This is a genomic window from Clostridium magnum DSM 2767 (assembly GCF_001623875.1).
Lineage (GTDB): Bacteria > Bacillota > Clostridia > Clostridiales > Clostridiaceae > Clostridium_AM > Clostridium_AM magnum.
The window spans coordinates 232,827-246,845 of record NZ_LWAE01000004.1 but is presented as its reverse complement, the minus strand read 5'-3'; the positions used below and the strand labels follow the sequence as shown (position 1 = coordinate 246,845).

Sequence of the window (14,019 nt, the reverse complement as noted above, 5' to 3'; positions counted from 1 at the left end):
GAATTCTACATAAAAAGGACAGTTTATGATTCTCTAAAAAATCACAAACTGTCTATATGTTTAAGATAAAAATAAATAATCTAGTTATAGTTTTAGCATTTTTGCAGCATATTTTATGTCCTCTTTGCCTAGTATTGCTGAAATAACAGAAATTCCATCTACTCCAGTTGAGAGCACTTCCTTAAAGTTTGTTTCGTTAATTCCACCTATAGCTACAGCTGGGATGTTTATACTGTCGTATATGTGTTTTAGGTATTCAGTACCTATAGGTGTGTCTATATCTTTTTTAGTGCCAGTGTAGAATATAGCACCTATACCTAAATAGTCTGCACCGTCTCTTTGAGCTTCTAAGGCTTCATCTAGAGTTCCTGCAGAAATACCGATGATTTTATCTTTGCCTAGTATCTTTCTTGCGATAGTTAAAGGCATATCATCTTGGCCTAAATGAACTCCATCTGCATTGATAGCCTGAGCTATATCCATTCTATCATTTATTATGAGAGGAACCTTGTAATGATCTGTTACTTCCTTTACTTCCATTGCTACCTTATAGAACTCTCTAGTGGATATATTTTTTTCTCTTACCTGAATAATAGTTGTTCCCCCAATAATTGCTTCTTCTACAACAGATTTTAAGCTTCTTCCCTTTAAGAAACTTCTGTCTGTTATAAGATATAAGCTGTAATCTACTGCCATATTATTTTTCCTTCCTTCTTTAATTTTTCTTCTGTCAAAGTATAGATACAATCAATTAATTTAACTTTAAAGCTCCCAGGGACTTTAACTGTTTCGTAGGCTTCTTCTCCTGCTAGATTCATTGAAAGTATAGCTGTAACAGCAGCTATAAATTTATCTTCTGAGTAAGCAGCAGTTGCCCCACAAAGTGCACCAAGCATACATCCAGCACCTGTTATCTTAGTTAACATCTCTGTGCCGTTTTGAATAATAGCACTGCGAGTACCGTCAGTTACAAAGTCCTCTTTACCAGTAGATGCAACTATGCAGTTATATTTTTTAGCTAGTCTAATACATGCATCTAAAGCACCTTCTCCGCTATCTAAGGAATCTACACCGCGAACTGCAGAGGCCTCACCAGCTAAGAATTTTATTTCTCCTATGTTACCTTTAATAATATCTACTCTTCCAAGTTCTAAAATTCTATTAATTACAGCAGCTTTTCTTGGAATAGCTCCACAAGCTACAGGATCTAAAACAACGGTTGTATTGTTAACCTTTGCAGATATACTAGCAAGAACAGCAGCCTCTTCTTGTTCTTTAGTTAATGTTCCTACATTTATGTAAAGGGCAGATGATATTTTTGTAAAATCAAATACTTCATCATAAGCCTCACACATAGCAGGAGAAGCGCCATAGGCTAGAAGTATATTAGCACAATCATTAATAGTTACATAATTGGTTATGCATTGAATAAGTGGAATGTTGTTTCTAACAGTTGATAAATTAATGCAAACTTTTTCTATATTATTTAAATTCATTAATACGCCTCCTAATGGAAAAGATTTTATTGTTCGTAACATTAGTTTATTTCATGACTAGCAGCTCTCCATCTGATTTAAGTTTAATCTTATTCAAAAGAGATACCTGCTTTTTTATAAACCTCTACAAAGTGACCTACAGGACCAACACCGTGTCCAATAGAGAAGGAATTTTCTATAGCTTTAGTTATATATTCTTTTGATAGAGAAACTGCCTCTTGCACACTATATCCTTTAGCTAGGTGTGAAGCTATAGCAGAAGATAAAGTACAGCCTGTGCCATGAGTATTTTTAGTTTCGATTCTTGAGCCTTTAAGAGTCATAAAGTCTTCTTCTGAGAGAAGTATGTCATTAGCGTCATTACATCTGTGGCCGCCTTTTATAAGCACGTTTTTAGAACCTAATTCTGTTATCCTTAAAGCAGCTTCTTTCATTTGATCTGCATTTTCTATTTTCATTCCAGTTAAAACTTCTGCTTCTGGAATATTTGGAGTTACCACATCAGCAATAGCAATAAGTGCTTTTATAGCTTCTTGTGCTTCAGGTTTTAGTAGATAATATCCGCTTTTTGACACCATAACTGGATCTAAAACTATGTTTTTGGCACTGTATTCTTCAAGAAGGTTCTTTATTGTTTCTATAGTTTTACTATTTGAAACCATTCCTATTTTTACAGCATCTACAGTTATGTCTTCAAATATAGATCTGATTTGAGCTTCGATAATTTCGTCTGTTACCTCCATTACCTTTTGAACGCCTACTGTATTTTGAGCCGTTATTGCTGTAATAACACTCATACCATATACTCCAAGTGAACTCATAGCTTTTAGGTCAGCTTGTATACCTGCACCACCACAGCTATCGGAACCTGCAATTGTTAATACTTTTTTCAAGTAAATCACCTCTGTTTTTAATATGTGGAAAAATTTGTGGATATAATCCAGTTAGTATAAATCAAAAAGGCATATTGCGGAAAAGCAATATGCCAAAAATAAGGCAGTGTTATACTATAACTTGCTTCCCTACGCCAGAGTTAACTGGATCAGGTTCAAAGGGTTAGAATAATATCTTCTCAGCCTATAGGCACCCCCACAAAATTTATTTAATTTCCTAACTATTATTTTACTATACTTTTTTCAATTTGCAATATTAGAAATATTTTTCATTTAGTAAACCACAGTTACTATAAAAAATCATATAAGTGGTACTTTCTTTATTTCTTTAAATGTATACAATATAAGTAGAAGGAATAATAAGTTGTATGGAGGAGTAGACATGAAAATAGGAGTTATTATGGGAGGCGTATCCTCAGAGAGAGAAGTATCATTAAATTCTGGAAAAGAAATAGCAAGTTATTTTGATAAAAACAAATATGAAGTTATTCCAATTATTATAGATAAAAAAGATGACGTAATAGAAAAGGCTAAAGACATAAATTTTGCATTTATTGCATTACATGGTAAGTTCGGTGAAGATGGTATAATACAAGCGGTTTTTGAAACAATGAATATTCCATATTCAGGCTGCGGACCTTTAACTAGTGCCATGTGTATGGATAAAGACATATCTAAAAAAATATTAAGATTAACAGGAGTTAACACTGCAGATTGGTTAAGTGTAAGAAGTGTAGAAGAAATTGATTATGATTTTATAGACAAAATGGAGTATCCTGTATTCGTAAAACCTAATAGTGGTGGTTCCAGTGTGGCTACAAATTTAATTAAGAAAAGGGAAGATATAGAAAGTGCGGTAAGACTTGCATTAGAGTATGATAACGAAGTTATGATAGAGAAATATATAAAAGGTGATGAAATAACTTGTTGCATACTAGAAGGTAAAATGCTTCCTATAATTGCAATAAAACCTAAATCGGAATTTTTTGACTATACAGCAAAATATGCTGATGGAGGGTCTGATGAAATAATAGTAGAATTTGAACAAGGGCTTCAAAAGAAAATTGAAGAAATGGCTTTAGAGTGTTGGAAGGCTCTAAAATGTAGTGTTTATGTAAGGGTAGACATGATTATAAAAGATGGTGTACCTTATGTACTGGAGCTTAATACATTACCTGGTATGACTAAAAATAGCTTATTTCCTAAAAGTGCAAAAGCTGTAGATATGTCTTTCCCTGAGTTATTAGATAAAATAACGGAAGTATCTTTAAGAGAACAAAGATAGAAGCTAAATTCCATATATAGTTTTAATTTATATCAAGTCATATGTTAAACTTGAAGCTAGAAACATTAGACATTTTCCATTTTCGTGAAAATACGACAGTCAAAAACAATTTTTGCAATACTATTGACAATGCAGGATTTCTTTGATATTATTAACTAGTAAACTGAATAAGAAATTGGAACTTATCAAGAGAGGTGGAGGGACTGGCCCTATGAAGCCCAGCAACCAGTATTATTTCATTTAATAATACAGTGGTGCTAATTCCAACGGCGTATGCTGAAAGATGAGGAGATCATTGAGATTTTTAAGCTCGAGGTTTTCCTCGAGCTTTGATTATTTTTAAAGGAGAAAAGAAATGATTGAAATTAAAAATGTAAATAAGAGTTTTTCAGGCAATCAGGTGCTGAAGGATATAAATCTAAATATAGAAAAAGGTGAAATTATAGGAATAGTTGGACATAGTGGTGCTGGAAAGTCTACACTACTAAGATGTTTAAATGGTCTTGAAACCTATGATAGTGGAAGTATAAAGATTGCAGTAGAAAAAGAGGAAAACAGGGATGAGTTACAAACTGAAAGCTGCGATAACGGAAGCATAGAGAACATTGGACATGAAATAAAGGATTTAAGTGAAAAAGAATTGAGAAGTTTTAGAAGACGTCTTGGTATGATATTTCAGAACTTTAATCTTTTAAATAGAAAAAACGTCTTTGATAATGTAGCCCTTCCACTTGAAGTTTGGAAGTTAGACAAAAAAGAAATAAATGAAAGAGTAACAAATTTATTAGAGTTAGTAGGTCTTCAGGATAAGATGTATAGCATGCCTAAAGATCTAAGTGGAGGTCAAAAACAAAGAGTAGCCATAGCAAGAGCATTAGCTCTTGAGCCGGATGTACTGTTGTGTGATGAAGCAACATCTGCTCTAGATCCAAATACAACTAAGTCAATACTTAATTTAATAAAAGAAATAAATGAAAAGTTGAATATAACAGTAGTTATAGTTACCCACCAGATGGAGGTTATAAAACAAATATGCTCAAGAGTTGCAATTATGGAAGGTGGAGAAATAAAAAGCTTAGGAGTTGTAGACGAGTTGTTTTTAAAACCGGATGCCTCTCTTGAAAAACTTTTAGGAGAAGAAGAAGTCTTACCAGAGGATGGTGTAAACATAAGAATATTCTTCCCAAAGGAACGCAGTCAGCAATCAATAATAACTTCTATGGCCAGAGAGCTTGATATAGACTTTTCTATAGTTTGGGGAAAGCTTGAAAAGTTCAGGGAAAATGTATTAGGAAGTTTAGTTATAAATACTTCAGAGGAAAATAGAAAAAACATATGTAATTTTTTAGATAAGAAAGGTATATCATGGGAGGTGGTTAGAAATGCTAATTAATGATGTTTTACTTCCTGCATTGGGACAGACTGTATATATGGTTTTAGCATCAACTATTATGGCAGTTATTATAGGATTTTTACCTGCAATTATACTTGTCATAACGGATGAAAAGGGATTAAAGCCAAATAAAGCAATATATAAATCTTTAGATTTTATAATAAATATATTAAGGTCATTCCCATTTATAATACTTATGATTGCCATTTTTCCTTTTACAAAGCTTCTTGTTGGAAAAACAATAGGAACTACAGCAGCAATAGTACCTTTAACTATAGCGGCAGCTCCTTTTGCAGCAAGAGTAATAGAATCCGCTATGAAGGAAGTTGATTCAGGAATAATAGAAGCAGCGAGATCCTTTGGTGCAAGCAACTGGCAGATAATACATAAGGTTATACTTAAAGAAGCGTTTCCTTCTATAATATTAGGAATTACACTAACAGTTATTAGTGTAGTAGGATACTCAGCTATGGCAGGAGCTATCGGTGGAGGTGGTCTAGGTGACGTAGCAATTAAATACGGATACTATAGATTCAAAACTGATATTATGGTTTATACAGTTATTATACTTATAGTGCTTGTTCAGATTTTCCAAAGCATAGGCGATATTATATATAAAAAATTAAGTAAATAATGCAATAAATCTAAGTGAATACTAAATAAAAATATAAATATAATTAAGGGGGAACTTTAAATGAAAAAGGGAAGAATTTTATCAATAGCAATATCAGCATTACTTGTTTTAGGATTAGCAGGTTGTGGACAAAAACAGGATACTGCTAAGCAAAATGATGCTAGCAAGGAAACTAAAAAGGTTATAAAAATCGGTGCATCACCAGTACCACATAAGGAAATACTTGAAGTAGTAAAGCCAATACTTCAAAAAGAAGGTTATGATCTTCAAATTGTTGAGTTTACAGATTACGTAACACCAAATACAGCATTAAATGATGGAGAGCTTGATGCAAACTTTTTCCAACATGTGCCTTATTTAACTACATTTAATCAGGAAAAACATACTGATTTATCTTATACTGCTAAAGTTCATATTGAACCAATGGGAGTATATTCAAACAAAGTTAAGAAGATAGAAGAAATTAAAGATGGTGCAGAAATTGCGATACCAAATGATCCAACGAATGGAGCTAGAGCTTTAAAAGTATTACAGACAGCTGGACTTATAAAATTAAAAGATGGTGATCTTGTATCAAAATTAGATATCACTGAAAATAAGAAAAATATTAAAATCAAAGAATTAGAAGCACCACAGCTTCCAAGAGTTTTAAATGATGTAGATGCTGCTGTTATAAATACTAACTATGCTATTGAAGCAAAATTAAATCCAACAAAGGATGCCATAGCTATAGAAGCAAAAGATTCACCATATGCAAATATAATTGTTGTTAGAACAAAAGATAAAGATCAAGCATTTGTTCAAGCACTTAATAAAGCTGTAAACTCAGCGGAAGTTAAGAAATTTATAGAAGATAAATATCAAGGAAGTATAATACCTGCATTCTAATCAATAATTTAGCATTAAGTATAGAATGTACAAATAAGAGTTAAAAAGCAGTAGGGAACTCATTTTCCCTGTTGCTTTTTTTATTTATACAATAACTACCTGCTCTTATACTCCCATCTTGTTCAAGTTTTCACTTCGTATTCATATATATTTAGTAATTGTTTTAATCTTTCCTTTATTTATTTCATCATTTGTGTAAAAATGTATTTGAGGTGAATTCAATTGTTTTCTGATATAAAATTAGATAAAAATATGCCGGTATATATACAAATAAAAGACTATATTAAGGGTATGATTTTAAGAGGAATGCTTAGACAAAATCAAAAGCTTCCTTCTACAAGAGAACTGTCATCAATTTTGAAAATAAGTAGAAATACTGTTATTTGTGCCTATGAGTTCCTTGAAGAGGAAGGATTTATATATATACAGAAGGGCAAGGGGGCATTTGTGGCTGATGTACAGATAAATCAGCAAGAGGGATGGAGTATAGAATGGAATAGTCAAGTAAATGACTATGCTAAAGCTTCAGAAGAACTAGATATAGTAAAACATGAGGCTAAGTGGAAAAAAGGAATGATATCCTTTAAAAGCATTGCACCAGATGAAAGCCTTTTTGATGTTGAGGAATTTAAAAAATCTTTTTTAAATAGAATTTCTATTGAAGGTGAGAAAATATTAAACTATGGATATGCAAAGGGATATAAGCCTTTAATAGAGTATTTGTTGAACTATATGAAAAACAAGGGCGTAGACATAAATGGAAAAGACTTACTTATAACTAACGGATTTACAGAGGGCTTTGATCTAATTCTAGCTAGTGTTACTGAAAAAGGGGATAAGATCTTGTGTGAAAACCCTACACATAATACAGCTATAAAGATAATGAGATTGCATGGCTTAGATATAAAAGGCATAGATGTTGATAAAGATGGTGTAAATTTACAAAATCTAGAGGCCCAGTTGGCAGAAAATAAGTTTAAGCTTTCTTATTTTATACCATCTTATCATAATCCTACAGGAATTATAATGTCTGCAGAAAAAAGACTTAAGCTGTATAGAATCTTAAAGCAATACAATATACCTATAATTGAGGATGGGTTTAATGAGGAGTTAAGGTATTCTGGTACTCATGTGTCTCCTATAGCAGCTTTAAGTGGGGAAGGAAACAGTGTAATATATATAGGAAGTTTTTCTAAGATATTGTTTCCAGGTATAAGAGTAGGTTGGATACTAGCGGATAAAAAGCTTATAGGATATTTAGAAAGTATAAAAAGAAGCAGAAATATTCATACTTCATTTTTAGATCAGGCTGTGTTTTATGATTATCTATATGGTGGGAATTTTGAAAGATATATAAAAAAAGCTAGAAAGGTTTATAAGGATAAATACGAATTTGCAGTTGAATGTGCTAAAAAGTATATTCCTTGTAAAGAAGTAATAGGTGAAGGCGGACTTCATATTTTTATAAAATTAGATAATATAAATTCAAGAGAAGTTTTAGAAAAGTGTTGTTCAAGAGGAGTTATTTTTACTCCAGGAGATATTTTTTATACGGACGATAGTGGCTTTAATACTTTGAGGCTTGGTTTTTCAAGGGTTAGTAAAGATGAGATAGAAAAGGGATTTAAAATAATTGGAGAAGTGGTTAAAAAGAGCATTCAATATTAATTTTGAGTGCCTTTTTGTATGCAAAAAAATTTTGATTTTATATAAAATACATATTATTTGGAATAAATTTTTCAGTGCAGCCATATGTAAAGATTAGAGAACTTAAATGTAGAGGTGAATGGTGAAAGCATTATAGTATATTTATTTTAAAAATCCTAAAACTAAATAGTAATATTTTAAATGGTGGTGAGAAAGTTGAGTAAAGGCTTAAAAACGACTTTAATTATAATAGCAGTAATTGCAGTTATATTTTTACCGTTAATAGGAAGTTATAACTCTATGATAGGACAGGAACAAAAAGTTAATGCAGCATCTTCTAATATAGACACACAACTTCAAAGAAGATCAGACTTAATTCCTAATTTGGTTCAGACTGTTAAAGGGTATGCAGCACAGGAAAGAACAATATTCACAGATATTGCAAATGCAAGAGCAAGATTATCAGGAGCACAAAATGTTACGGATAAAGCTAATGCAGATGCTGAGTTATCGGGAGCACTAAGTAGACTATTAGTTGTGGTAGAAAGATATCCAGATTTAAAATCAAATCAAAATTTTAGAGACCTACAAGTGGCTTTAGAGGGAACAGAAAATAGAATAGCCATTGCAAGACAGGATTACAATAATGTTGTAACAAGCTATAATACTACAATAAGACGGTTTCCTAATTCAATAATTTCAGGTATTTTTAGATTTGAACAAAAACCTTATTACAAAGCAAGTGAGGGTGCAAAAGAAGTTCCAAAGGTGGATTTTACCCAATAATAAATTATGAATAAAGCAAAAGTGTATAAAAAACTTACAGATAGCAGTTTGAAGTATAAATTATTAAAAAATAAGCTCTTTGTAAGTATAATAATATTCTTTTTAATATTATTAGTATCAATACCTTGCTTCGTTAAAGGTCAGACAAATATACCTGAGCCCACTAGCTTGAAATATGTAAATGACTATGTAGGTGTTATTGATAACGAGAGTAAAAATTATATTGCAGCTCTTGGAAAAGAATTAGAACAGAAGACTACAGCGCAAATGACTGTGGTAACAATAAATTCACTTGAAGGAAAAAATATAGAAGCTTACGCTAATGAACTCTTTAGAACATGGGGGATAGGTCAGAAAAGCAAGGACAATGGAATATTAATATTACTTTCAATGCAGGATAAAAAGTGGAGAGTTGAGGTTGGGAGAGGGCTTGAAGGTGTAATAACAGATATATATTCTGCAAGAATTATGGATAACATTGCAAGACCTCTTTTTCAAAGGGGACAGTATGGTGAAGGTTTAAAAAATGCTTATACTATATTTGCTGGAGAGGTAGCTAAAGAGTACAATGTAACTTTAGAAAATAAAATAAATTTTACTGAAACGAGATCAATAGAAAATGAAAGAGTTATAAGAATAAACCCTATTGTTATTTATCTTATTATTGGAATATTTATGCTTGATATTATATTTAATAGAGCTAGAATAACAAGCTTTTTATTCTCATGGATATTTTGGAGCTCATTTTGGGGCGGAGGACCTAAAGGAGGAAGCGGCGGCGGTGGTTTTGGCGGCTTTGGTGGAGGTAGTTCTGGAGGAGGCGGTTTTGGTGGCGGAAGCTCAGGAGGCGGTGGTTCTTCAGGAGACTGGTGATGAAGTACAGAACAGGATAAGAAGTTATTCCCGAGGAAAGTCTAAAGTTTCCTCGGGAATAACTAGTTTGAAGATATTTCAGGGAAAGATGCATTAAAGGTATTTGTCCAATCCGCAATGCTATTTTCGCTAGCCCACTGAGCCATAATCATAGTTTCATGTTCATCTAAGTCTATATCTAAAACGGATTTACCTATCTTGTTATCTAAATAAGGATACAGTGTGAATTTATTTGGAGTAAAGACACCTAGAATTTCTTTGCCTGGGGAAGATATTGCATCTTCTGCGTCAGGTATCAAATCTTTTATAGAGGAAAAGCTAGTACATAATTCATTATAAGAGACTATGCTTTGAGGTAAATCTAAATCTGTATTATATAATATATACTTACTGCTATCTCCTGAATACTTAAAGGTTTTACCTATCTGAGCAACCCATTTTCCCTCATTTCTAGCTACGTTCCAGGTGTCACCGGAAGTTGTATTTATACTGTTTTTATAAGAGCTTTCACCTAAGGTGATTTTTTCGTTTTTGAATTTTTTTATTATAGGAATAGCCTTATCTTTAAAAACGTCATGCATAGTTAGTCTATCTTCAGTATTTTTAAACTCTGTTAACTTTTCTAATTCAACTATTGAACAACTCTCATTTATAGAGCTATTTTCATTATTAGGATGATTGGTTATATATGTAGATAAAGAAACATGATTTCTATCCACGAACTCTAACCTGCTTTTATAAGTGTTATATTTATATTCAAAGGTACCAGGAACATAACTATCGGAAATGGCATGGGCTACTGGATACTCAATAGAATCCGCTGTATTTGTAAAGCTATAGTAAATAGGTTCTACTTGCCAAAAGGTATCTTTGTGTGGAACAAGTATAAAGTTCATTTCCTTAACAATTTTGAGATTATTATTCTTATCTGGGGTAATCCAAAGAGTTCTATAAGTTGAAACATCCTTGTCTACATCATTTCTAAAACCTACAAGCAATCCAGAATTGAAGTGAACAGATAGATTTTGTTTTACAGTGCAAGCATTAGTAAAGTCACTTATATCTAGTGTTATTTTAGAAAAAATAATGGAAACAAAGACTAAAAATATTAATAGTACATAGTTTAAATTTAGTTTTTTTATAAGTTTCATAAGTTCCTCCTAGAATTTTTACTCATAACAGATATGAAGTTTTTACTTAATATAAGGATATGCATAAAATAGTAACTTTAATATAAAAATATTGAAGTTGCACTTTAGGATAATTTTCAGAATAGGTCTATGGACTAATATATTATGGTATATTAGTATTAAAAGAATAAATATGTAAAGACTCTATAAGCTGGAAAGATTTAATAAAGACAAGAAATAATATATAAGTACTTAATAATTGGAGGTAAAATAGGTGAAGAAAGTTGAAGAAAAAGTAATGTATAAAGGCAAGTGGATATCCTTAAAGGAAACAACATATAAAACTGAAAATGGAGATGAAGTAAAATGGGAGAGTATAGAAAGAACTAATACTAATAAGTCTGTGGTGATTGTTAGCAAACTTGTTCCGTCTAATAGATATTTATTTATAAAGCAGTATAGGCCTGCTATAGACAATTATATAATAGGTTTTCCCGCTGGTTTAGTAGAAGGAGAAAACCTGGAAGAGGAAGCTTTAAGAGAGCTAAGAGAAGAAACGGGCTACAAAGGTAAGATAAAGGGTATAAGTCCAGTTATAAATTCTAATGCTGCATTGCTTACAGATACAGTTAGGGTTGTAAGTGCAGAAATTGATGAAAATGATGAAGAAAATTTGAATCCAAAACAGCAACTTGAAGCAGAAGAGGAAATAGAGGTTATTTTGGTTAAAAGAGATGACGTGAAGGCTTTTCTTTTAGAAGAACAAAAAAAGGGAACTGCAATGGGAATAGGACCTTGGTATATCTTTTGTGGATTAGATAATTTTTAGGGGATGATTGAATGATAAAAAGTATGATCATAATGTGCAGTGTAGTATCTGTAGTTGTAACATTAGTAGTAATAGCTGTATTTGTCATATTAATTTCTGGCAAAAAGTAAACATGCACAGTTTTTTGTGCATGTTTATTTATCCGATCACTACCCGCTCTAATACTCCCTCTTCTCAAAGAGGGAGTAAAGAGCGGCTACGTCCCTGGATTCGTTCAACTAAGAATCAGGTGGGGTTAAATGCCTAAATGGCATTTAACGGGCAAAGCCCCGGGTCGTAGACTGAAACCCCATCTGATTCAAGTTTCTACTTCATATTTTACGGATATATATCGGAAAACTCAATATTTATTCTTTCTGCGTAATCTTCCATCATAGGATTGTTAGGAAAAGAACTGATGCTTTCGCTAGCAGTAACTGAAGGTAGGGATATTATAAATTCGCTGCCCTTACCCCAGGAACTTTTTACAGAAATTTTTCCACCATGCATTTCTACAAGAGATTTAACAAGTGAAAGTCCAATGCCACTTCCTTCCCGATTTCTTGCAAGAGATTTATTTGCTTGGCGGAATCTTTCGAAAATAATAGAAAGATTATCTTCGGGAATACCAATGCCAGTATCCTTAACAGAAATAATTACGTGATCTCCTTTATCATATATATTTATGAATATTTTTCCATTAGGGTTGGTAAATTTTATGGAATTTGAAATCAGATTTAACATGATTCTTTCTATTTTGTCAGGATCACAAGATATAAATTTTTCCTCTACATCGGTATCGAAGATTAAATTTATAGACTTATTTTCAGCATATTCAGCAACTGATAAAGTTATATTTTCTACTATGTTTACTATATTGTAGTTAGAGGGTGTTATTTCAAAATAGCCTGAGTCCATTTTGGTTATATCTATTAAGTTATTTATAAGTCTAAGTATTCTAAAACAGTTTTGTTTTATACTATTTAAATATTGATCTGATTTTTCTTCATTTATGCCTATTTTGTGGTAATAGTTTAAAAGTTGAATAGCACCTAAAATTACATTTAAAGGAGTTCTTAATTCATGGGAAATGTTTGTAAAAAACTCAGTTTTTAAAATATCAAATTTCTTTGCTTCAGAAAGCAATCTATAATTCTCTTTGATCTTTTTTTGGAGTTCTTCAGCTTTTTTATGTTCACTAATATCCAGAGCTACAGAAAGTGACGCCATGATTCCTTTGTAGGGAAAACGTCCGCTGGTTGCTTGAATATATATATTAGTTCCATCTGCTTTAATAAATTTTTCTTCAATTAAAGGAGCAGATTTACCGTATTTTTGTACTAGTTCAATTCTTTTAATAACTATTTCACGACATTCAGGTGATATAAAGCTACAGATTTCTCTACCAATAAGCTCCTCCGGCGAATCGAATCCTAGTAATTTAGCTGTAGCACTGTTGCAGAAGATTATTTTTCCTTCTATATGCAAAAAGATAGCAGCTGGCAAAAATTCTATAAGATTACGATAATAAATGTCGTCTTGTTCTGGTAAATCGACTTTTTCTTTTACTTTGATTGATTCAATTTCTTTAAGTTTTTCCATGGTAAATAGTATGATCTGGTGTCCCTCTTTTTCAGTCTTTAAAACATTAATATTTATGTTAATATATATATAATTTTTATTGTCCTTTGAGTTATAAAAAGGAAATTCAGTTATACTTATGGATTCTCCTGTATCAAAAATATTTTTTAATCTTGTATTAAGTTCAATACTAAATAAGTAGGGGAAAATATCGAAAAAATTTTTATTTATAACGCTTTCGTAATTCATTTTTGTTATTGATTCCTGAATAGAATTGAAAATAGTTATATTAAATTGATTATCTAAAACCATTACTCCTATAGGCAATTTCTCAATTATAGAGCTAAGCATAAAATTAGAGTAAATATTTTTGCTAATATTGGTAGAATAATCATTTATAGTAGACAAGGCTCTTTCCCTCCCGATCCATATATTGAAGTTTTAATATCAAGCTTCTACATTTTGGTAAAAATAAACATAATATTTTTAAATTTATATAAATTAATATTAATTTAATATAAATCCATTTAATTTAATAGTATAATTTATAATAATAGTTTGAAAAAGTATAGTAAAATTTTATATTCTATAAAATTACTGTAAAT

The 14,019-nt window shown here is 31.4% G+C and carries 13 protein-coding genes and 2 riboswitches; of the genes, 8 read left to right on the top strand and 5 right to left on the bottom strand.

Annotated features, from left to right (window positions below; genetic code table 11):
- Positions 1-84: 84 nt before the first annotated feature.
- The 3 genes from thiE to thiD form a co-directional block, all read right to left on the bottom strand.
- On the bottom strand, positions 85-696 hold the full coding sequence (thiE, locus tag CLMAG_RS17935; RefSeq protein ID WP_066625736.1) for a thiamine phosphate synthase: 612 nt from the start codon (positions 694-696) through the stop codon (positions 85-87).
- Positions 687-1,496 carry a hydroxyethylthiazole kinase gene (gene thiM / locus CLMAG_RS17930; protein WP_066625735.1) on the bottom strand — a complete coding sequence of 270 codons (810 nt, stop codon included), beginning with the start codon at positions 1,494-1,496 and terminating at the stop codon, positions 687-689. Before thiM ends, thiE begins: the two co-directional genes overlap by 10 nt.
- A gap of 89 nt (positions 1,497-1,585) precedes the next feature.
- Entirely contained in the window at positions 1,586-2,389 is an 804-nt protein-coding gene (thiD, locus tag CLMAG_RS17925; protein WP_066625729.1) for a bifunctional hydroxymethylpyrimidine kinase/phosphomethylpyrimidine kinase, read from the bottom strand.
- A 108-nt stretch (positions 2,390-2,497) separates the two neighbouring features.
- Positions 2,498-2,597: riboswitch (TPP riboswitch) on the bottom strand.
- 174 nt (positions 2,598-2,771) lie between these two features.
- Here thiD and CLMAG_RS17920 point away from each other — a divergent pair.
- The 7 genes from CLMAG_RS17920 (at position 2,772) to CLMAG_RS17890 (ending at position 9,895) form a co-directional block, all read left to right on the top strand.
- Entirely contained in the window at positions 2,772-3,674 is a 903-nt protein-coding gene (locus CLMAG_RS17920) for a D-alanine--D-alanine ligase (RefSeq protein ID WP_066625727.1), read from the top strand.
- 179 nt (positions 3,675-3,853) lie between these two features.
- Positions 3,854-3,964: riboswitch (SAM riboswitch) on the top strand.
- Positions 3,965-4,029: 65 nt separating this feature from the next.
- Positions 4,030-5,067, top strand: coding sequence for a methionine ABC transporter ATP-binding protein (locus CLMAG_RS17915; RefSeq protein WP_066625724.1), 1,038 nt, complete (start codon positions 4,030-4,032; stop codon positions 5,065-5,067).
- The gene (locus CLMAG_RS17910) at positions 5,057-5,701 is read left to right on the top strand and encodes a methionine ABC transporter permease (protein ID WP_066625721.1); all 645 of its coding nucleotides are present in this window, start codon (positions 5,057-5,059) and stop codon (positions 5,699-5,701) included. Before CLMAG_RS17915 ends, CLMAG_RS17910 begins: the two co-directional genes overlap by 11 nt.
- A 60-nt stretch (positions 5,702-5,761) precedes the next feature.
- Complete coding sequence (locus CLMAG_RS17905) at positions 5,762-6,589, top strand: MetQ/NlpA family ABC transporter substrate-binding protein (protein ID WP_066625718.1); 828 nt, start codon at positions 5,762-5,764, stop codon at positions 6,587-6,589.
- A 222-nt stretch (positions 6,590-6,811) separates the two neighbouring features.
- Complete coding sequence (gene pdxR, locus CLMAG_RS17900) at positions 6,812-8,257, top strand: MocR-like pyridoxine biosynthesis transcription factor PdxR (RefSeq protein WP_139264195.1); 1,446 nt, start codon at positions 6,812-6,814, stop codon at positions 8,255-8,257.
- 195 nt (positions 8,258-8,452) lie between these two features.
- Entirely contained in the window at positions 8,453-9,022 is a 570-nt protein-coding gene (locus CLMAG_RS17895; protein WP_066625708.1) for a LemA family protein, read from the top strand.
- A 6-nt stretch (positions 9,023-9,028) separates the two neighbouring features.
- Positions 9,029-9,895 (top strand): TPM domain-containing protein, encoded by an 867-nt coding sequence (locus tag CLMAG_RS17890; protein ID WP_082831989.1) that lies wholly within the window; start codon positions 9,029-9,031, stop codon positions 9,893-9,895.
- Between the two features lie 62 nt (positions 9,896-9,957).
- Here the strand turns inward: CLMAG_RS17890 and CLMAG_RS17885 are convergent, their stop codons facing one another.
- Complete coding sequence (locus CLMAG_RS17885; RefSeq protein WP_066625705.1) at positions 9,958-11,046, bottom strand: hypothetical protein; 1,089 nt, start codon at positions 11,044-11,046, stop codon at positions 9,958-9,960.
- Positions 11,047-11,299: 253 nt separating this feature from the next.
- On the opposite strand from CLMAG_RS17885, the gene CLMAG_RS17880 reads away from it, so the two are divergent.
- Positions 11,300-11,854: an NUDIX domain-containing protein gene (locus CLMAG_RS17880; RefSeq protein ID WP_066625702.1), complete on the top strand. Its 555-nt coding sequence runs from the start codon at positions 11,300-11,302 to the stop codon at positions 11,852-11,854.
- A 318-nt stretch (positions 11,855-12,172) separates the two neighbouring features.
- On the opposite strand, the gene CLMAG_RS17875 is transcribed toward CLMAG_RS17880, so the two are convergent.
- Positions 12,173-13,822, bottom strand: coding sequence for a sensor histidine kinase (locus CLMAG_RS17875; protein WP_066625699.1), 1,650 nt, complete (start codon positions 13,820-13,822; stop codon positions 12,173-12,175).
- Between the last annotated feature and the right edge of the window lie 197 nt (positions 13,823-14,019).